Genomic DNA, 18,694 nt, shown 5'->3' on the forward strand with positions numbered 1-18,694 from the left:
GTAGAGCCGACCGTTGGTCGGCTGCAAAACCGTAGAGCCGACCGTTGGTCGGCTGCAAAACCGTAGAGCCGACCGTTGGTCGGCTGCAAGCCCGTAGAGCCGACCGTTGGTCGGCTGCCCCACCCCACATCCCCACACCGCGTATGGACATAGCCTGATTTTTTCCGCGTCAGGCCAGCCACATCCTGATGGCATGTCCAGCCCACGCCTCCATCATGGCCGCCACTCCAGCGTCGGCAACATCTATGCACTGACCAGCGTCGTCCATTCCCGTGTCCCTCACTTTCGGCAGCCTTGTCTGGCACAGCACGTGGCGCAGGTAATGCAGGCGCTGGCGCAGGAACAGTTGGTCCGCAACTTCGCCTGGGTGGTGATGCCGGACCATGTGCATTGGCTGATGCAGCTCCGACACGGCTCCCTCGGTGGCTGCATGCAGCGGTTCAAGTCGCGCAGCAGCCTGCTCGTGAATCGGCAATTGAACCGCAGCGGGCCTCTCTGGCAGGCGGGCTACTTTGACCACACGCTGCGAAACGACGAAGACCTGCGCCATCAGGCGGCCTACATCCTCGCCAACCCGGTCCGTGCCGGCTTGGCACATGCAATCGGCCACTATCCATTCGCGTGGTGTCGATGGCCCATCGACGACCTACCACCCGCAACGCCCCGTCCCCGTAGAGCCGACCGTTGGTCGGCTGCGTGTTAGTCGGCTGCCCCACGCAACGCGGTGGATCCTTCCGATACCGCGATGTCGGATCGAAGAGCAGCTGACCAACGGTCAGCTCTACGTCGGATCCTTCCGATACCGCGACGAACGCAGCACCCCGTAGAGCCGACCGTTGGTCGGCTGCGCCACCGTAGACCGTTGGTCGGCTGCCCCACCCGACGCGGCGGATCCTTCCGATACCGCGACGTCGGGTCGGAGGGCAGCTGACCAACGGTCAGCTCTACGTCGGATCCTTCCGATATCGCGACGAACGCAGCACCCGTAGAGCCGACCGTTGGTCGGCTGCCGCACGCAGTGCGGCGGATCCTTCCGATGCCGCGACGTCGGATCGAAGAGCAGCTGACCAACGGTCAGCTCTACGGCGGATCCTTCCGATATCGCGGCGAACGCAGCACCCGTAGAGCCGACCTTTGGTCGGCTGCGGCACCGTAGACCGTTGGTCGGCTGCGGCACCGTGGACCGTTGGTCGGCTGCCCCACGCAACGCGGCAGATACTTCCGATACCGCGACGTCGGATCGGAGAGCAGCTGACCAACGGTCAGCTCTACGGCGGATCCTTCCGATATCGCGGCGAACGCAGCACCCGTAGAGCCGACCGTTGGTCGGCTGCCGCACCTTACACCGTTGGACGGCTGCCCCACGCGGCGCGGCGGATCCTTCCGATACCGCGACGTCTGGTCGGAGAGCAGCTGACCAACGGTCAGCTCTACGTCGGATCCTTCCGATATCGCGACGAACGCAGCACCCGTAGAGCCGACCGTTGGTCGGCTGCCGCACCGTGGACCGTTGGTCTGCTGCCGTACGCAACGCGGCGGATCCTTCCGATACCGCGACGTCGGGGCGGAGGACAGCTGACCAACGGTCAGCTCTACGCGCGCTGCGTTGCTTGATTGTCGGTCTTGCGAGTGACCGTCAGGCGTCGGCGGTTTCGGCGACCGGGTAATCGGTGAATCCTTCGGCGCCGCCACCGAAGAAGGTGGCCTTGTCCGGCGCGTTCAGCGCCAGGCCGTGCTGCAACCGTGCCGGCAGGTCCGGGTTGGCGATGAACGGGCGGCCGAAGGCGATCAGGTCGGCCCAGCCTTTGGTGAGCGCTTCCTCGGCGCGTTCGACGGTGTACTTGCCGGCGTAGATCAGCGTGCCGCGGTAGACCATGCGCAGGGCCTCCTTGAACGCCACCGGCATCACCGGGGCATCCTCCCAGTCGGCTTCGGCGATGTGCAGATAGCCGACGCCGATGCTGTCGAGCACGTGCGCGGCGGCCAGGTAGGTGGCCTGGGGCGTGTCATCCACCGCGCCCTGCAGCGTGGTCAACGGCGCCAGACGCACGCCCACGCGCTCGGCACCGATCGCCGCTGCCACCGCCTCCACCACCTCGCGCAGGAAGCGCAGCCGGTTCTGCAGCGACCCACCATAGCCGTCGGTGCGCTGGTTGGCCTGCGAGTCGATGAACTGGTTGATCAGGTAGCCGTTGGCGCCGTGCAGCTCAATGCCGTCGAAGCCGGCATCGATCGCGTTGCGGGCGGCTTGGGCGTAGTCATTCACGATGCCGGGAATTTCATCGATCGCCAGCGCGCGCGGCATGGAGTGCTGCACCATGTCGCCGACGCCGCCCTGCGGGCCCCTGCCCTGCGGATCGACGAATACCTTGACCCCCTCGGCCAGCAGCGCCGACGAGGACACCGGCGCCGCGCCGCCCGGCTGCAATGCGGTGTGCGAGACGCGCCCTACGTGCCAGAGCTGGGCCACGATACGCCCGCCGGCGGCATGCACCGCATCGGTGACGCCGCGCCAGCCGGCGATCTGCGCCTCGTCGTGGATGCCGGGCGTCCAGGCATAGCCCTGGCCCTGCTGGCTGATCTGGGTGCCTTCGCTGACGATCAGGCCCGCGGACGCGCGCTGTGCGTAGTACTCGGCCATCAGGGGCGTGGCGACATTGCCGTCGGCCGCGCGCGAGCGGGTCATCGGCGGCATCACGATACGGTTGGGCAGCGTCAGCGCGCCCATGCGGTAGGGGGTGAACAACATGGAAGATATCCTTCGGAACAGGTCTGCCCGAAGGATGGGGGCGCACGTGGCGACGCAACAGCGTCGGCGTGGCAAAACAGTTGTGACGCCAGCGCAACGATCCCCCGGCCTCGCGGCTGCATGCCGCTACAAGCCGCTGCACGCCGCCGGTAGCGCTCAGCCGCGCTGGTCGGCCAGCATCGTGTACGCCGCACGCACCGTTTCATAGCCGTAGCTGCGCTCCAGCCGGCGCACGATGAAGTGGCCCCGCGCCATGTCCTGGTAGTAGTCGGTGAACATCGTATTGAGCGTGGCCCCGGTGACCGCGCCGATGATCGGCACCGCCTGCGCGGCGAACTTCTCGGTGACCACCACGCCAAACCGCGCGGCCACCTTCTCCACGATCTTGGCCAGCCACTTGCCGGCTTCCTTCGGCGTCAGCCCGATCATCACCCCGCCCCCGCCAGCGGCGCGACCGGCCAGCTCGGCCGACAGGTGCCGCATCACCTCGGCGGTGAAGCCACGGGTGATGTAGTACCCGGTTTCGCTGGCGTCGTCGCTGCCGGCATTGCCGCCCAGCGCGAACACTTCCAGACAGGCATGCCGGGTGCTCAGCTCACGCAGGTCGAAGCCCTCGCTGCGGGCGACGTCGGCCACCGAGCGCATCATGATCGTGGTCGAGACCGGCAGCTCGATGAACAGCGAGGTGAACCCGAATGCCCCACCCACCGCGCCGCTGGTCGCCGCAGCCAGCTTGTGCCAGCGCGTGGAGGCCGCCTTGCCGGGGGTGTTGTCCATGCTCCACAGCGCCGCCTGCGCGGACTTGAACAGCGCCGCCTCGACCGCGCCGTGGATGCGCCTGGACACCACGGCGGGCAACTTCTTCACCGCGAACTCCAGCGGCGAACCGATCAGGTTGGCCATCTTGGCGGTGAGCGTGGGCGACTCCAGCAGCGCGACGGCGCGCTGCAGGTCGGCCCAGTCCTGCGAGGTCGGCAGGATCTGCGTTTCCAGCGGGGGTGGCGTGCTGCGGGAGATGGCGTTCATGGCCCGGATCATAGCGCCGGGCGGTTGAACGGCGTGTGCGTGCCCGCCGGCGGCCGGCGCGTGGTCGGTCAGCCCGGCAGCCCCGACAGCGCGCCCATGAACTGGCGATAGTGGCGCAGCTCCTCGATGGAATCGTGCACGTCGCTCAGCGCGGTGTGGCTGGCGGTCTTGCCCACCCCGGCGGCCACGCCGGGTGCCCAGCGCCTGGCCAGTTCCTTCACCGTGGACACGTCCAGGTTGCGGTAGTGGAAGTACTTCTCCAGGCGCGGCATCTCGCGGTGCAGGAAGCGGCGGTCCTGGCAGATCGAGTTGCCGCACATCGGCGAGGCGCCGGCCTTGATCCACTGCGCCAGGAAGTTCACCGTCTGCGCCTCGGCCTGGCCCAGCGTCACCGTGCTCTCGACCACGCGCTGCCACAGGCCGGAACGGCGATGCTGGGTGCGATTCCACTCGTCCATCGCCTCCAGGCGTTCGACCGGATGGTGGATGGCGAACTCGGGGCCTTCGGCGAGCACGTTCAACTGCGCATCGGTGACCACGGTGGCGATCTCGATGATCGCGTCGTTGTCGGTATCCAGACCGGTCATTTCCAGGTCGATCCAGATCAGTCGTTCGCCTTCTGCGCCGTTGTCAGCCATGTCTACGCCTTGTGCAAGGGACGGCGCCGCGGGCGCCGACCGGGATGAGCAGGGTCGACATGATACCGCCCCGACGTCACCCGGCCGTTGCGACGGTGCTATTCCAGCAGCAGCGGCGGCTTGCCGCGCTTGGCGCGGAAATAATTGGTCAGCCGCGTGCTGGCATCCTTGGCCAATACCCCGCCATGGATCTCCACGCGATGGTTGTGGCGCGGATCGCCCAGCAGGTCGAACACGCTGCCGCAGGCACCGGTCTTGGGATCGCTGGCCGCGTAGACCACGCGCGCCACGCGGGCATGCACGACGGCCATGGCGCACATCGCGCAGGGCTCCAGGGTCACGTACAGGGTGCTGCCGAGCAGCCGATGGTTGCCGACGGCCCTGCCCGCCTGGCGCATCGCCACGATCTCGGCATGCGCGCTGGGATCGTGGTCGGCGATGTTGAGGTTCCAGCCCTCGCCCAGCACCTGACCGTCGGCCCCCACCAGCAGGGCACCCACCGGGATCTCGTTGAACTCGCGCTCGGCGCGCTCGGCCAGCGCCAGCGCATGCCGCATCCAGTGCTCGTCCCGGTCGTGGACCGGCACGCCCAGCGGCGGCGGGCTGGCTACAGACTCAACCATGGCCGTCGGCCTTGCGGACGAACGCCTCGAACGCGGCCAGGGTGGCCTCGCTCACATGGTGCTCGATGCCCTCGGCGTCGCGACGCGCCGAGTCGGCGTCCACGCCCAGCGCCAGCAGGAAGCGCTCCACGGTCTGGTGGCGGGCGCGCATTTCCACCGCCAGCGCCTCCCCGGCCGGAGTCAGGAACACCCCCCGATATGGCCGCTGCACCGCCCAGCCCTCCTTCACCAGGCGCTTGAGCGCCTTGGCCACGGTCGGCTGCGCCACCCCGAGGCGGGTGGCGATATCCACCTGGCGGGCCTCGCGGCCGTCGGCGATCAGGTCGGCGATCAGCTCCACGTAGTCTTCCACCAGTTCCGAGCGGCGCGCTTCGCGCACCTGCACGAACCCCTCCACGTGGACCTGGGCATCGATCAGCGGGGGGGTCTTGCGCACGGATGAAGGCATTGGAACTCCAGCGGGCGGCCGGCGATGGCGAGGGCCGCAAGGGCGCCAGTTTAACGCACCCCGCCAGCCGTCAACGCCCCCGGGCCCGGCCCCGCGTCGGCCGGCCGGGCATCGGCGCTCAGCGCACCCGACGCTGCAGCGCGGTTTCCAGCACCACCTCGCCGTCGAGGTTGCGCGCCACCAGCGTGCCGCCGTGGGCACGGGCGAACTCGCTGGCGATGAACAACCCAAGGCCCAGTCCACGGCTGTCATGGAAACTGGCCTTGAACGGCTCGAACAGCCGTGGCAGCAGTTCATCGGGGATCCTGCCGGCGTTGCGTACGGCCAGGTGCAAGGGCCCATTGGCGACACCGCGCAACTGCACATGCACCGGCGCATCGCCCCCGTGCAGTACCGCATTGCCGACCAGGTTGGACAGCAGCTGGGCCAACCGGTCCGGGTCGCCCTGCAGGCAGGTGTCGCCGTCCATCTGCAGCTCGATCCGCGCCTGCGGATGCGCCCGCGCGATCTCGGCCACCACCGTGGCGGCGACCTCGCCTACGTCGCAGTCGTCGTGATGCAGGCGCAGTCCGCCGGTGCGGATCTTGGAGAAGTCCAGCAACTGTTCCACCATCCGCGCCATGCGCTGGGCGCTGCTTTCAAGATGGCCGAGGGTGCGCTGCACGGCCGGGTCGGCCGGCAGATCCAGGGCAAGTTTGTCGGCGCACAGCAGGATCGAGGCCAGCGGCGTGCGCAGGTCGTGGGTGAGCACCGCCATCATGGTTTCGTTGAGGTTGAGCGCGCGCTCCAGGGCCTGGTTGCGCGTCTTCAACAATTGCTTCTGCTGGTACAGCTCGATGAAGACGTTGACCTTGCTGGTAATCACCTGCGGCTCGATCGGCTTGTGCAGGAAATCCACCGCGCCGCTCTCATAGCCCTTGAACGCGCGCACCGGGTCGTTCGGCGAGGCGGTCAGGAAGATGATCGGCACGTCGCGGCTGCGCTGCGAGCCGCGCATCAGCTCGGCCAGCGAGAAGCCGTCGATCTCGGGCATGTGCACGTCCAGCAGCGCCAACGCCACTTCGTGTTGCAGCAGCAGCTCCAGGGCCTCGGCGCCGGACGCGGCGCACAGGATGTTCAGCCCGTCACGGCGCAGCAGCGCCTCCATCGCCACCAGGTTCTGCGGCACGTCGTCGACGATCAGCAGGTTCACGCACTCGTCGGCGGTCGCCCCGGCAGGGTCGATCAGGTTCATCGTTCAAGGCCTTTCATGTGCACGCACAGGGAGGAAAGCGGAAGCACCGCATCGGCACCGGCGTAGGCCAGGGCGGAGGCGGGCATCAAGGAGGAATAGGCATCGTCGGGCGACTGGATCCAGGCCTGCCCGCCGGCCTGCCGGATCGCGGCGACCCCTTCGCTGCCATCGCTGCTGGCGCCGGTGAGCAGGATCGCCAGCACGCCGGCGCCGAACACCTCGGCTGCGCTTTCAAACAGCGGGTCGATCGCCGGGCGCGAATACAGCACCGGGGGGTCGATGGACAATGCGAGGGTATGCCGGTCCTCGACCAGCAGGTGGTAATCCGGTGGCGCGAAGGTGACCGTGCCATCCTGCAGCGGCTGCTTGTCCTCGGCTTCGCGCACCGGCAGCGGGCAGCGCAGGTCGAGCAGGTCGGCGATGCGGCTGGGACGGTCGCGCGGCAGGTGCAGCACCACCAGGATCGGCATGGCCAGCCCGGGCGGCACGGCTGCCAGCAGCGCCTGCAGGGCACTGACCCCACCGGCCGATGCGCCGATCACGATCAGCTCGAATCGACGGCGATCCGGCGCGGTATCCATCAAGCGACCTTCCGGTAGAGGCGCTGTTCGCGTGCGCAGGCTTCGAAGGCGCTCGCATGGTCGCCGAACTGCAGCGATTCTTTGCTACCCAGGCCGAGGAACCCCCGGTGCACCAGGGCCTCGTGGAACAGGCCGATGGCGCGGTCCTGCAGGGCGCGCTGGAAGTAGATCAGCACGTTGCGGCAGGACACCAGGTGGACCTCGGAGAACACCGTATCGGTGGCCAGGCTGTGGTCGGCGAAGACGATATTGCGTTTCAGGCGGCGATCGAACACCACGCTGCCGTAGCCGCTGCTGTAGTAGTCCGACAACGAGCCGGTGCCGCCTGCGGCAATGTAGTTGCGGCTGAACTGCGCCATGCGGTCCAGCGCGAACGCGCCGGATTCGGCCGCCTGCAATGCCTCCGGGTTGATGTCGGTGGCATAGATGATGGCGCGGTCCAGCAGGCCCTCCTCCTGCAGCACGATCGCCAGCGACCACACCTCCTCACCGGTACTGCACCCGGCGATCCACAGCTTGATCGACGGATAGGTGCGCAGCACCGGCATGGCGTGCTCGCGCAGCACCTTGAAATAGCCCGGGTCACGGAACATCTCCGAGACCTGCACGGTGAAATACTGCATGGCCTGGGCGAAGGTGTCCGGCTCGTGCAGCAGCCGGTGCTGCAGCTCGCCCATGGTGGCGCAGTCGAAGCGCGCCATGGCGTGGCGCATGCGCCGCCGCAGCGAGGCCATCGCGTAATCACGGAAATCGTAGTGGTAACGCTGGTACACCGCCTCCAGCAGCAGGCGCAGTTCCAGGTCGTAAAGCTCGGTGTCGTTCATCGACGCGAGCACCACACACGGCACAGCGAGACCAGCTTGTCCACGTCGATGGGCTTGGCGATGTAGTCGTTGGCACCGGCCTGCAGGCAGTGTTCGCGGTCGTCGGGCATGGCCTTGGCCGTCAACGCGATGATCGGCAGGTCGCGCCAGCGGTTGTCGGCGCGGATCTCGCGCATGGCGGTCAGCCCGTCCATCTCCGGCATCATGATGTCCATCAGCACCAGGTCGATCTCCGGGCGCAGCTTGTCCAGCGCCTCGCGGCCGTTGCGCGCGATCTCCAGGGTGACCCCCAGCGGCTCGAGCACGCTGGACAGGGCGAAGATGTTGCGCACGTCGTCCTCGGCCAGCAGCACCGTGCGCCCATCCAGCACCGCATCGCGGCGGCGCGCTTCGCGCAGCAGGCGCTGCTGGTCGCTGGGCAGGGACGCCTCCACGCTGTGCAGGAACAGGGTCACCTCGTCGAGCAGGCGCTCGGGCGAGCGCGCGCCCTTGATGATGATGCTCTTGGAATAGCGGCGCAGGCGCTGTTCTTCGTCGCGGGTCAGCGCGCGCCCGGTGTAGACGATGACCGGCGGGAACGCCACGGCGTCGTTGCCGGCCATGCGTTCGAGCAGGTCGTAACCGGTGCCGTCGGGCAGGGTCAGGTCGGTGACCATGCAGTCGAAGGTGGACCCGGCCAGCGCGTCCATCGCCTCGGCGATGGTGCCCACGCCGGTGATTTCGAGCTGGTCGCGGCCCAACAGCAACTGCAGGTTGGTGCGCAGCTCGCTGTCGTCCTCGACGATCAACAGGCGGCGCACGTCGCGCTGGCTGGTGGCCTCCAGTTGCTGGATGGCCCCGACCAGGCGCTCACGCGTAGCCGGCTTGATCACGTAACCGATCGCGCCCAGTTCCATGGCCACCTGCGAGCGCTCCAGCCCGGACACCACGTGCACCGGGATATGGCGCGTGGCCGGATCGCGCTTGAGCCGTTCCAGCACGCTCAGCCCGGACACGTCGGGCAGGCCGATGTCGAGCAGGATGCCGTTCGGGCGCAGTTCGACGGCCAGGGCCAGCGCCTCCTCGGCAGTCCCGGCGACCACGCAGTCGAAGTCCAGCTCGTGCGCCATCGCCACCAATGCCTCGGCAAACGAAACGTCGTCCTCCACCACCAGGATCATCCGGCCGGCGCGGCTGCGCTGGCCGCGGTCGTCGGCCACCCGCTGCAGGGCAGGCGCCGCGACCGCCGCAACTGGTGCCTGGCCATGCGCGCGGCCGCCGTTGAAGGGCACCGCCGGCGCCAAGGGGGCCGGGCGCACGTCCGGCGCGGGGCTGGGCGGCGGTGCGGCGCCGCCATGGGCCAGCAGCGGCAGCTCGAGGATGAAGCAGCTGCCGCGCCCCGGCTCGCTGGAGACGCTGATGCCGCCGCCCATGCGCAGGGCCAGGTCGCGCGAGATCGACAGGCCCAGGCCCGTGCCGCCGTACCGCCGGCGCGTACTGCCATCGGCCTGGCGGAAGGCCTCGAAGATCACCGCGGTCTGTTCCTCGGCGATGCCGATGCCGGTATCGCTGACCACGAACTGCACCCGCCCTGCCCCGGCGCTGCGCACCTTGAGCGACACGCTGCCGTGCTCGGTGAACTTGACCGCATTGGCCAACAGGTTCTTGAGGATCTGCTGCAGGCGCTGGCTGTCGGCGACCAGGTGCGCCGGCGCGTCGGCCTCGCGACCGATCTCCAGCTGCAGGCCCTTCTGCGCGGCCATCGGTTCGAAGGTGTCCTTCAGGCGCTGCAGCACGCTCGCCACGGCCAGGTCCTCTTCCACCAGCTCGACGTGGCCCGCCTCGATCCGCGACAGGTCCAGGATGTCGTTGATCAGCGCCAGCAGGTCGTTGTTGGACGAATGGATGGCCTGGGCGTACTTGACCTGCTCGGCGGTAAGGGTCCCGTCCTTGTTGTCGGCCAGCAGCTTGGCCAGGATCAGCGCGCTGTTGAGCGGGGTGCGCAGCTCGTGCGACATGTTGGCCAGGAATTCGGACTTGTAGCGCGAGCTGGCTTCCAGCTCGTTGCTGTTCTGCACCAGTTGCGCCTGCGCCAGCAGCAGCGCCTGCTGCCGCGCTTCCAGTTCGTGGGTGCGCTCTTCAAGCTGGACATTGATCTGTTCCAGCTCGGCCTGCTGCTGTTCCAGGTTGGCCTGGGAGTGCAGCAGGCTGCGGCTCTGTTCCTCCAGTTCCTCGTTGGCCACGCGCAGCTCTTCCTGCTGGGTCTGCAGCTCCTCGCTCTGGCGCTGGGTTTCCTCCAGCAACTCCACCAGTTGGGCACGCATAAGCGCCGCGCGCATCGCCACGCCGATCGGTTCGGCGCACTGCAGCAGCAGGTCCAGCTCCAGCGCGCGCGCCGGCGACACCCCGGCACGCCCGAGTTCGACCACGCCCATCACCACCCCATCGGCCGTGATCGGGCCCAGCAGGCGCTGGCGCACCACGCTGCGGCCCAGCGGCGTATCGATGTCCAGCGGCGACTGGTCATCCTCCAGCCGGCGCGGCATGCCTGCGCGCAGTACCTCACCCCACTGGCCGGCGGCGGCAGGCAAGGTCTCGGACAGCTGGGCCGGCAGCGCGGCCCCGCCCACCAGCACCAGGCGATCGCCCTGCAGCCGGTACAGCGCACCCACTTCGGCCCCGAGCTGGGCACATAACGCACGCATCGCCGCGTCGGCCAGCACCTGCGGCTCCGGGTCGCCACGCAGGCTCACCGTGACCGCGTTTTCGCCCTCCTGAAGCCACAGCGCGTCGGCCGCCACGCGGCGCGACTGGATCGCCTTCATCACCGTCAGCGCCATCAGGATGAAGGACACCCCGCCGATGCTGCGGTTGACGAAGGAGAACGCCGAATTGGTGCTGGACGGGGCCACGTTGTAGCCCACCATCAGCAGCACGCACGAGCCCAGCGCCACCAGCATCGGTACCGCCAGGCGTCGCTGGAACAGGGTGACCCCGACCGCCATGAAATACGTCAGCCACACCGCATAGCCCAGCGGGACCACCATCTCCAGGCACAGCGTGAGCGCCATCAGGGCGGCAGAGACGGCCCATATCCAGCGGTCGCGAGCGGTCGGCGCAGCATTCATGCGGAATTCCAGCTCAAAAGGGGGCCGATGGTACCTGAACCCAAAAAGCAGTGTTACCCGCCATTGGTCAGCCCCTTTCGCCCCTCTTTACACGTTCTTCACACCATCGCCCCTACGGTTCGGCCCCTTATAGGGGAGTGCATTACCGTCGTGGCCGAGGTCGTATCCAGCGTGGCGCCGCTTGTCGATGAAAGCCGGCAGTTGAAGCTGTTGATGGACCATGTCTCCGACCATGCGATCTACCTGCTCGACCCGGACGGCCGCATCTGCAGCTGGAACCGCGGCGGCGAGCGGGTCAACGGCTACACGGCCGAGGAAGTCATCGGCCAGCACGTCTCGATCTTCTACAGCCCCGAAGAACAGCGCCAGGGCCTGCCGCAGCAGACCCTGGACCGCGCGCGCGACCAGGGCCGGCTGGTCGGCGAAGGCTGGCGCGTGCGCCGCAACGGCGAGCGCTTCCGGGCCAGCGTGGTGATCGAGGCGGTACGCGAACACGGCGCGCTGCTCGGTTTCGTCAAGGTCACCCAGGACATCACCGAACGCTACCAGGCCCAATGCCTGCTGCAGGACGCCCAGCGTGCGCGCCAGCACCTGCAGCGTTTCGAGGGCGTGGGCCGGCTGACCCGGGGCCTGGCGCATGAATTCAACAACCTGCTTACCACCGTGGGCAATGCCCTGGACCTGATCGCCCTGCGCCCGGGCGCCGATGCGCGCACGCTGGACCTGATCGAGCTGGCGCAGGCCGCCGCCGACCGCGGCTCGTTGCTCACCCGCCAGCTGTTGGCCTTCTCCGCCGACCAGACCCTGGTGCGCGAGCCGGTCAGCGTGCCGCAGCTGCTGGACGAAGCGCTGCCCTCGCTGCAGCGGGTCTGCCCGCAGACTGTGCGGATGCGGGTGGAACTGCCGCCGGAGCTACCGCCGATCGCCACCGATGGCGTACAGTTGCACAGCGCCGTGCTCAACCTGGTGCTCAACAGCTGCGAGGCGATGCCGCAAGGCGGCACGGTGACCATCACCGCCTGTCTCGAACAGCGCCTCGCCCCGGACGCGGCCCAGCCCACCCTCCGTCGCTATGTCGCCATCACGGTGACCGACGAAGGCGCCGGCATGCCGCCGGACGTTGCCGAGCGTGCCAGCGAGCCCTTTTTCACCACCAAGGAAATCGGCAAGGGCAGCGGTCTGGGCCTGAGCCAGGTGTTCGGCTTCGTCTCGCAGTGCGATGGCTTTGTCGATGTACAGACCGCGCCGGGGCGCGGCACCACTGTCCGTTTGTTGTTACCCGCCATAGAGGAAGTCGAACATGCCTGAGCCCCTCCGCGTATTGATGGTCGAAGACCAGCAGGATCTGCGTGAACTCATTGGCCAGGCGCTGCAGGATTTCGGTATCGAGATCCATACCGCCGATGACGGCCCGACCGCGGTGCAGCTGCTGCGCGAACCGGGTGGCTTCGACGTGGTGTTCAGCGATATCAGCATGCCCAACGGGATGAGCGGGGTGGAACTCAGCGCCCACGTCGCCGAAGCCCTGCCGCAGGCACGGATGATCCTGGCGTCCGGCTACGCGCGCTCGCAGCTGCCGCCGCTGCCGGCGCACGTGGAGTTCCTGCCCAAGCCGTATCGGCTGCGCCAGCTGGTGGCGCTGCTGCAGGCCCCGGCCCCGGCGCTCTGACCCATGCACGGGCTGTCCCCGCTTCCGGTCATCGCCACCGGTCAGTACCGGCATTTCAAGGGCGGCAACTATGAAGTGCTCGGGGTCGTCCGACACAGCGAGACCCTCGAGCCGCTGGTGCTCTATCGCCCCTTGGACAGCGACGTCGGCGTGTGGGTGCGCCCCTACGCCATGTTCTGTGAGCAGGTGAACGTGGACGGTGTGATGCGCCCGCGATTTGCGCGGGTTGACGGTAGCCACTGACCTCGATCATCGCTACCCTGCCGGGCACCGCGGGCGAGTGCCCGCATCGACTGCAGGACGCAACGTGATGACGATGGTGAGTGTGGTGTGGGCCGTGCTGGCAGCCGTGATCGGCCTGGTGTGGCTGGTTGTCCCGTTCGTGATCTTTGGCATCAAGGACCTGCTGCGCGACCTCCTCGCCGAGCAGAAAAAGACCAACGAACTGCTTGCGCACGGGCCGCGCCCGGCGTTGCCCGACACGCCTGCCCCGCCACCGGTGCTGATGGCTCGCCGCTATCCCTGAAGCGGGCGGCTCAACCGGGCAGGATGCTCAATGCACGAATCCGCTGCGCGGTCTGCTGCAGCGCCGATGACGGTGCCGCCTCGGCGGCGATGCGCGCGGCCTGTTCGGCCACCGCATCGAGGGCGGCACGGATGGTCTGCGGCGACCGGTCTTCGCCGGGAGCCTGGCGTTCGTCCAGTTCCAGCTGCGCCCCCACCCAGGCGGCCAGCACCTCGAAACAGCGCACGCCGACCGCATCCAGCTGCGACGGCTGCGGGTCCAGCGCGCACATCGTGCCAAACAGGCTGCCATCACGGCGGAACATCGGCACCGAGGTAGCTTTCGAACCCGTACAGGGCCGGTGTCGGGTGGCTGGAGAACACCGGATGCAGGCTGGCCTGGTCGAACTGCACGGTCTGCTGGTGCTGGCGGATTTCGTCGCAGAGGGTGGTTTCCAGCACCAGGTCCTGGCACGGCGCCAGCCCGAACCCGAGCAGGTCGTGCACCGCACAGGCCGTCCAGCGCTCGGCAGTCACCCGCGCCACCGCCACCAACCCCATTCCTGTCATCCGGCTGGCCATGCCCAGCAATGCCGGGACCGCCGGCAATGCCAGCAACGCGGCGACATCGGCCAGCCGCGGGTCGCGCGATGCGTGCAGCGCAGCCTCCGGTCCGCCGGCCCATGCCTCATCGTCCGGGTTCTCCAGTGCCGCGATGCGCGACGCCAGGACCTCGGCCGTGACCCGGTCGAACAGCGCGCGCACCGCTGCCGACAACTCGCGGGCGTTGCGGATGTCTCCCACGAAGTGAATGCCCTGCCCGACCAGGCGTAAGTGCTCCACTCCATGGTCAAGGCGTAGCGAGGGCCAGGCCAGCCGGTCCAACACCCGCATCCACGCCTCGGTCGGAACGGCGTCCAGCAATGCGCTCACGATCACCCGCCCCGTTGCTGGCCCGTCCCGCAGGCCCGGCAGGTCGACGCCGATGACGCCGGGAAAACCGGTGCCTGTGTACATCATGGTCCTGGGTGGCGTGACGGCGTGGCGCGGCGGCGCGTGCCTGTCGCGTCATGCCGGATGGCGACCAATGTCGCACCAATGCGTGAGACAGCAGGTGATCGCGCGCCCACGCGGGCGCGGCGCACCACAGCGTCCTACGTCGTCAGCCGCTGGATACGCCGTTTTGCTGCGCCGCAACAGTACAATGCCCCGTTCCCTGATCCAACGTCGTCGCATGAGCCCCTCCCACGCCCCCTTGGCTTCGCGCCTGTCTTCGCGCGAGCGCACCTTCATCCTGCTGGCCCTGTCGCTGGGCGGTTTTGCCATCGGCACGAGCGAGTTCGCCAGCATGGGGCTGATGCTGGAAATCAGCCGCGGCCTGTCGATCAGCGAAACCCAGGTTGGCCACCTGATCAGCGCCTATGCGATCGGCGTGGTCGTCGGCGCACCGGTGCTGGCCTTCGCCGGCGCCGGATACGCGCGCCGCAGCCTGCTCCTGGCGCTGATGGGCTTCTACGCAGTGGGCAACCTGGCCAGTGCGCTGGCCCCCAACTACAGCACCATGCTGCTGGCCCGCTTCGTCGCCGGCCTGCCGCACGGCGCCTACTTTGGCGTGGCGATGCTGGTGGCCGCGGCGATCAGCCCGCCTGCGCAGCGTGGCGCGGCCATGTCCAAGGTCCTGCTCGGCCTGTCGGTGGCGATCCTGGTCGGCAACCCCCTCACCACGTGGCTGGGCCAGCAGCTCAGCTGGCGTACCGCGTTCGCCCTGGTCAGCGTGCTGGCCATCGCCACCGTGGCGATGATCGCCCGCTACCTGTTGCCGGATCCGGACGAGGTGCGCACCTCGCCGATGCGCGAACTGCGTGCCTTCAACCGCCCCCAGGTGTGGCTGGCGCTGGCGATCGGCTCGGTCGGCTTCGCCGGCATGTTCTGCGTGTTCACCTACCTGGCCCCGACCCTGGTCCAGGTGACCGGCCTCGCTGAATCCTGGATGCCACTGGCCGTGGGCATCTTCGGCATCGGCGCGATCATCGGCAACGTCGCCGGCGGTTGGCTGGTGGATCGCTTCCACTTCCGTGCCGCCGCCGTGGTGCTGGTGTGGTCCATCGTGGTGCTGCTGGCCTACCCGCTGGCGGCGCAGTCGGTGTGGAGCCTGTTCCCGATGATCATCGCCGTCGGCACCATGGGTGCGCTGGCGGCCGTGTTGCAGACCCGCCTGATGGACGTGGCCGGCGAAGCGCAGACCCTGGCGGCGGCGTCCAACCACGCTGCCTTCAACACCGCCAACGCGCTGGGGCCGTGGCTGGGCGGCATGGCGATCGGCGCCGGCTTCAGCCCGGCCACCACCGGTTACGTCGGTGCGGCCACCGCGCTGGGCGGCCTGCTGCTGTGGGGCGTGGCGGTGCTGGTGGGCCGGCAGGCGCGGACTCGACCGGCCGCCTGCGAATCCTGAGGCAGCCAACGCGTCGGGTTTTTCCTATCATGGCCGGCTGACCCACCATCGCGCTGCCCAGCAGCGTCGACCGCCGCCTGGAAACTCCCGATGACGCACCACTGGACCCCTTCGCACTGGGGCCGCCGCTTCGCGCGTACGCCGTACTGGCAACTGCGACGGGTGGGGGCGCAGATCGAGCTGCACATCGACGATCGCGTGCTACCCGTGCCGATCACCGCCCCGCCGTCGCTGCAGGTGCGGCGCGGCCTGGTGTGGACCGGCCTGGTGCTGTTTCCCGGCCAACCCGATGCAGTGCGCCTGGACGGGCTGCCCAACCGGCAGGCCCGCAGCCTTCGCCAGGCGCTGGGGGAGCTCGAGCAGGCCCGGGCGCAGGATCAACGCCTGCTCGATGCCGAGGCCGCGCTCCTGGCGATACGCGCCTGGCTGGCGCAGGCCGACGCCGCGCTCGACCAGGCCGACGCCGAAGGGCACTGGTTCACCTCCGAGCAGCAACGCGCACTGTTGCAGCAGCGCCCGACGCTGCCACTGGACGAGGATGCGCTGTGGGCGGTGTTCGACGACCCGGACCTGCGTGCCCAGCTGCCGGGGAAGGCCTCGCGGATCGAAACCGAGCTGCTCCGCCATGCGCAGGACTGGACGGCCCTGTGGGACGCACGCAACGCCGCCCACCTGCAGCGCGAAATGCTGCACAGCCGCGACCTGCTCGACCGCGTCGAGCGGCAACCGCTCACCGACGAACAACGGCACGCGGTGCTCTGCTTCGACAACCGCGTGCAGGTCGTGGCCGCCGCCGGCTCGGGCAAGACGTCCACGATGGTGGCCAAGGCTGCCTATGCGATCGACCGCGGCCTGGTCGCGCCCGACCACATCGTCCTGCTCGCGTTCAACCGCGAGGCGGCCACCGAACTGCAACAGCGCACCGACGCAGCGCTGCAGCGGCTCGGCATGCAGGGCGTGCAGGTGCAGGCCAGGACCTTCCACGCGCTCGGCCGGCAGATCATCGGCAAGGCCACGGGGCGCCTGCCGGACGTGCCGGACTGGGCAGTCGATGCCAGCCTGGGCTTCCACAGGCTGGCCGAGCTGATCGACGTCCTCAAGGACCGCTCGCATGCCTTCCGCACCCAGTGGGACATGTTCCGGCTGGTGTTCGGGCGTGATCTGCCGACCGCGGGTGAGCCCACCCCGGCCGATGGCTGGGAAGCCGACGGCAGGCACTACGTGCACACGCTCAACGGCGAGCGGGTCCCCGACATCGACACCTGCGTGATCGCCGACTGGCTGTTCTACAGCGGCGTGGCGTACAGCTACGAGCGCCCGGAACATCTGGACCCGTCCACCGACACCTATAGCCAGCCGCCCGCGATGTTCCGCTACCCGGAGACCGGTCTGCAGCACGTGCACCTCGCCAGCGGCGAGGAGGAGCCCGCGTCGGGAGCCGGCCAGCCGCCACGGCACGCCGCCGGCCTGCTCCACACCTGCGCCCGGCAGCTGCGCAGCGGCGCCCTGTTCGACATCCTGGGCGAGGCGCTCTCGGCGCACGGCATCGTGCTGGACCCCAACCCGGACCGCGAACTGCCCGAAGGCGGTGCGCGGCCGATGCCCGATGCCGAACTGATCGCCCTGGTGCGCACCTTCATCAGCCACGCCAAGAGCAATGCGCTCTCTACCGAGGACATGGCCGCGCGCCTGCAGGCCCTGCCCGAGGATCGGTTCAAGCACCGCCATCGGTTGTTCCTGCAGCTGGCGGCGCCGATCCTGCAGGCTTGGGACGACGCGCTGGCGGCCGAGCGTGCGATCGATTTCGAGGACATGCTCAACCAGGCCGCCGAGCACGTCGAGCAGGGGCGCTACGTACCGCCCTACACGCTGGTCATGGCCGATGAATTCCAGGATGCCTCGCGGGCGCGGGCGCGCCTGTGCCGGGCCCTGGTCCAGGCCCAGGGTCGTTACCTGTTCGCGGTGGGCGATGACTGGCAGTCGATCAACCGCTTTGCCGGCGCCGATGTCTCGGTGATGACCGGCTTTGCCGACTACTTCGGCCACGGCCAGGTACTGAAGCTGGAGCAGACCTTCCGCTGCCCGCAGGCGCTGTGCGATGTTTCCAGCGCGTTCGTGTCGCGCAACCCCGCGCAGATCCGCAAGCGCGTGCAATCGCGCGCGCCGCAACAGGGCGCGGCACTGCGCGCCTTCCAAGTGGGCTCGCGCGACCAGCTGCGCGATGCGGTGGCGCAGTATCTGACGCAGTTGCAGCAGCAGTTGGATAGCGGCGCAGCGGCACCGGGGCGCGACGGCAGGCTGCGGGTGTTCGTGCTGGGCCGCTACAACGCCGACCGTGCCTACGTGCCCACCGACTGGAAGGCGCGGCATGGCCACTGCATGGAGGTGACCTTCCTCACCGCACACCGCGCCAAGGGCGCCGAGGCCGACTACGTCATCCTGCCCGGCATGCTCGACCGCAGCTTCCCCAGTACGCGTGCCGATGACCCGGTGCTGTCACTGGCGATGCCGCATGGCGATGCCTATCCCCTCGGCGAAGAGCGTCGACTGTTCTATGTAGCGCTTACCCGCGCGCGGCGCTCGGTGGCCATGTTCAGCGTACGCGGACGGCGCTCGCCGTTCCTGGCCGAACTGGTCCAGGCCGGTGCGGTCACGATAACGTCGCTGGACGGGCACGCCGTCAGCGACACGCCCTGCCCCGCCTGCGGGGTCGGTGTGATCGTGCCCCGCACGGGCAGGTACGGGGCGTTCGAGTCCTGCTCGAGTTACCCGCGCTGCGAGTACAAGCCAGGGAAAGTGCCCCGGCTGATGCCTACACGCACCACGGCACGGGCTTGAA

18 protein-coding genes are annotated in these 18,694 nt (G+C 68.7%); 7 read left to right on the forward strand and 11 right to left on the reverse strand.

The genetic code is table 11. The annotated features are described in order from the left end of the window. The first annotated feature begins 193 nt into the window (after nt 1-193). Entirely contained in the window at nt 194-703 is a 510-nt protein-coding gene (locus M2421_RS02375; protein ID WP_259202988.1) for a transposase, read from the forward strand. Between the two features lie 933 nt (nt 704-1,636). On the opposite strand, the gene M2421_RS02380 is transcribed toward M2421_RS02375, so the two are convergent. From M2421_RS02380 to M2421_RS02420, 9 genes are all read right to left on the reverse strand, one after another. Beyond that, on the reverse strand, nt 1,637-2,749 hold the full coding sequence (locus M2421_RS02380) for an alkene reductase (RefSeq protein WP_259202989.1): 1,113 nt from the start codon (nt 2,747-2,749) through the stop codon (nt 1,637-1,639). Between the two features lie 156 nt (nt 2,750-2,905). Next, nucleotides 2,906-3,775, reverse strand: coding sequence for an EcsC family protein (locus tag M2421_RS02385; RefSeq protein ID WP_259202990.1), 870 nt, complete (start codon nt 3,773-3,775; stop codon nt 2,906-2,908). Nucleotides 3,776-3,843: 68 nt separating this feature from the next. Then, nucleotides 3,844-4,413, reverse strand: a complete 570-nt coding sequence (orn, locus tag M2421_RS02390) for an oligoribonuclease (RefSeq protein ID WP_259202991.1) — start codon at nt 4,411-4,413, stop codon at nt 3,844-3,846. A 98-nt stretch (nt 4,414-4,511) separates the two neighbouring features. Next, nucleotides 4,512-5,036 carry a tRNA adenosine(34) deaminase TadA gene (gene tadA, locus M2421_RS02395; RefSeq protein WP_259202992.1) on the reverse strand — a complete coding sequence of 175 codons (525 nt, stop codon included), beginning with the start codon at nt 5,034-5,036 and terminating at the stop codon, nt 4,512-4,514. Continuing rightward, the gene (mntR, locus tag M2421_RS02400) at nt 5,029-5,484 is read right to left on the reverse strand and encodes a manganese-binding transcriptional regulator MntR (protein WP_259202993.1); all 456 of its coding nucleotides are present in this window, start codon (nt 5,482-5,484) and stop codon (nt 5,029-5,031) included. Before mntR ends, tadA begins: the two co-directional genes overlap by 8 nt. A 118-nt stretch (nt 5,485-5,602) precedes the next feature. Continuing rightward, on the reverse strand, nt 5,603-6,718 hold the full coding sequence (locus tag M2421_RS02405; RefSeq protein ID WP_259202994.1) for a hybrid sensor histidine kinase/response regulator: 1,116 nt from the start codon (nt 6,716-6,718) through the stop codon (nt 5,603-5,605). Continuing rightward, nucleotides 6,715-7,299 (reverse strand): chemotaxis protein CheB, encoded by a 585-nt coding sequence (locus M2421_RS02410; RefSeq protein ID WP_259202995.1) that lies wholly within the window; start codon nt 7,297-7,299, stop codon nt 6,715-6,717. The genes M2421_RS02405 and M2421_RS02410 overlap by 4 nt, the downstream gene beginning before the upstream one ends. Then, nucleotides 7,299-8,147 carry a CheR family methyltransferase gene (locus M2421_RS02415; protein WP_259202996.1) on the reverse strand — a complete coding sequence of 283 codons (849 nt, stop codon included), beginning with the start codon at nt 8,145-8,147 and terminating at the stop codon, nt 7,299-7,301. The genes M2421_RS02410 and M2421_RS02415 overlap by 1 nt, the downstream gene beginning before the upstream one ends. Next, a complete protein-coding gene (locus M2421_RS02420; protein WP_259202997.1) occupies nt 8,120-11,230 on the reverse strand; it encodes a response regulator in 3,111 nt (1,036 codons plus the stop codon). The genes M2421_RS02415 and M2421_RS02420 overlap by 28 nt, the downstream gene beginning before the upstream one ends. Nucleotides 11,231-11,380: 150 nt before the next feature. Between M2421_RS02420 and M2421_RS02425 the strand changes: the two genes are divergently transcribed. The 4 genes from M2421_RS02425 to M2421_RS02440 all read left to right on the forward strand — a co-directional run bounded on the left by M2421_RS02425 (nt 11,381) and on the right by M2421_RS02440 (nt 13,425). Then, on the forward strand, nt 11,381-12,538 hold the full coding sequence (locus M2421_RS02425; protein ID WP_259202998.1) for a PAS domain S-box protein: 1,158 nt from the start codon (nt 11,381-11,383) through the stop codon (nt 12,536-12,538). Continuing rightward, the gene (locus M2421_RS02430; RefSeq protein WP_259202999.1) at nt 12,531-12,899 is read left to right on the forward strand and encodes a response regulator; all 369 of its coding nucleotides are present in this window, start codon (nt 12,531-12,533) and stop codon (nt 12,897-12,899) included. The genes M2421_RS02425 and M2421_RS02430 overlap by 8 nt, the downstream gene beginning before the upstream one ends. A 3-nt stretch (nt 12,900-12,902) precedes the next feature. Beyond that, the gene (locus tag M2421_RS02435; protein ID WP_259203000.1) at nt 12,903-13,142 is read left to right on the forward strand and encodes a DUF1653 domain-containing protein; all 240 of its coding nucleotides are present in this window, start codon (nt 12,903-12,905) and stop codon (nt 13,140-13,142) included. A 67-nt stretch (nt 13,143-13,209) separates the two neighbouring features. After that, nucleotides 13,210-13,425 carry a hypothetical protein gene (locus M2421_RS02440; protein WP_259203534.1) on the forward strand — a complete coding sequence of 72 codons (216 nt, stop codon included), beginning with the start codon at nt 13,210-13,212 and terminating at the stop codon, nt 13,423-13,425. Between the two features lie 10 nt (nt 13,426-13,435). Here M2421_RS02440 and M2421_RS02445 read toward each other — a convergent pair whose 3' ends face one another. Then, on the reverse strand, nt 13,436-13,729 hold the full coding sequence (locus M2421_RS02445; protein WP_259203001.1) for a hypothetical protein: 294 nt from the start codon (nt 13,727-13,729) through the stop codon (nt 13,436-13,438). After that, nucleotides 13,716-14,420 carry a hypothetical protein gene (locus tag M2421_RS02450; RefSeq protein WP_259203002.1) on the reverse strand — a complete coding sequence of 235 codons (705 nt, stop codon included), beginning with the start codon at nt 14,418-14,420 and terminating at the stop codon, nt 13,716-13,718. Before M2421_RS02450 ends, M2421_RS02445 begins: the two co-directional genes overlap by 14 nt. Before the next feature lie 217 nt (nt 14,421-14,637). On the opposite strand from M2421_RS02450, the gene M2421_RS02455 reads away from it, so the two are divergent. Then, the gene (locus M2421_RS02455) at nt 14,638-15,855 is read left to right on the forward strand and encodes an MFS transporter (protein ID WP_259203003.1); all 1,218 of its coding nucleotides are present in this window, start codon (nt 14,638-14,640) and stop codon (nt 15,853-15,855) included. A gap of 90 nt (nt 15,856-15,945) precedes the next feature. After that, the gene (locus M2421_RS02460; protein WP_259203004.1) at nt 15,946-18,693 is read left to right on the forward strand and encodes a UvrD-helicase domain-containing protein; all 2,748 of its coding nucleotides are present in this window, start codon (nt 15,946-15,948) and stop codon (nt 18,691-18,693) included. Nucleotide 18,694 lies beyond the last annotated feature (1 nt).

The sequence above is a fragment of the Stenotrophomonas sp. BIGb0135 genome, from assembly GCF_024810105.1.
GTDB lineage: Bacteria > Pseudomonadota > Gammaproteobacteria > Xanthomonadales > Xanthomonadaceae > Stenotrophomonas > Stenotrophomonas maltophilia_AB.

What these genes read in the sequence shown, in the direction of transcription:
- M2421_RS02375 (WP_259202988.1), top strand. Translation starts at nt 194, where the DNA reads ATGTCCAGCCCACGCCTCCATCATGGCCGCCACTCCAGCGTCGGCAAC.
- M2421_RS02380 (WP_259202989.1), bottom strand. Translation starts at nt 2,749, where the DNA reads ATGTTGTTCACCCCCTACCGCATGGGCGCGCTGACGCTGCCCAACCGT.
- M2421_RS02385 (WP_259202990.1), bottom strand. Translation starts at nt 3,775, where the DNA reads ATGAACGCCATCTCCCGCAGCACGCCACCCCCGCTGGAAACGCAGATC.
- orn (WP_259202991.1), bottom strand. Translation starts at nt 4,413, where the DNA reads ATGGCTGACAACGGCGCAGAAGGCGAACGACTGATCTGGATCGACCTG.
- tadA (WP_259202992.1), bottom strand. Translation starts at nt 5,036, where the DNA reads ATGGTTGAGTCTGTAGCCAGCCCGCCGCCGCTGGGCGTGCCGGTCCAC.
- mntR (WP_259202993.1), bottom strand. Translation starts at nt 5,484, where the DNA reads ATGCCTTCATCCGTGCGCAAGACCCCCCCGCTGATCGATGCCCAGGTC.
- M2421_RS02405 (WP_259202994.1), bottom strand. Translation starts at nt 6,718, where the DNA reads ATGAACCTGATCGACCCTGCCGGGGCGACCGCCGACGAGTGCGTGAAC.
- M2421_RS02410 (WP_259202995.1), bottom strand. Translation starts at nt 7,299, where the DNA reads ATGGATACCGCGCCGGATCGCCGTCGATTCGAGCTGATCGTGATCGGC.
- M2421_RS02420 (WP_259202997.1), bottom strand. Translation starts at nt 11,230, where the DNA reads ATGAATGCTGCGCCGACCGCTCGCGACCGCTGGATATGGGCCGTCTCT.
- M2421_RS02430 (WP_259202999.1), top strand. Translation starts at nt 12,531, where the DNA reads ATGCCTGAGCCCCTCCGCGTATTGATGGTCGAAGACCAGCAGGATCTG.
- M2421_RS02435 (WP_259203000.1), top strand. Translation starts at nt 12,903, where the DNA reads ATGCACGGGCTGTCCCCGCTTCCGGTCATCGCCACCGGTCAGTACCGG.
- M2421_RS02440 (WP_259203534.1), top strand. Translation starts at nt 13,210, where the DNA reads ATGACGATGGTGAGTGTGGTGTGGGCCGTGCTGGCAGCCGTGATCGGC.
- M2421_RS02445 (WP_259203001.1), bottom strand. Translation starts at nt 13,729, where the DNA reads ATGTTCCGCCGTGATGGCAGCCTGTTTGGCACGATGTGCGCGCTGGAC.
- M2421_RS02450 (WP_259203002.1), bottom strand. Translation starts at nt 14,420, where the DNA reads ATGTACACAGGCACCGGTTTTCCCGGCGTCATCGGCGTCGACCTGCCG.
- M2421_RS02455 (WP_259203003.1), top strand. Translation starts at nt 14,638, where the DNA reads ATGAGCCCCTCCCACGCCCCCTTGGCTTCGCGCCTGTCTTCGCGCGAG.
- M2421_RS02460 (WP_259203004.1), top strand. Translation starts at nt 15,946, where the DNA reads ATGACGCACCACTGGACCCCTTCGCACTGGGGCCGCCGCTTCGCGCGT.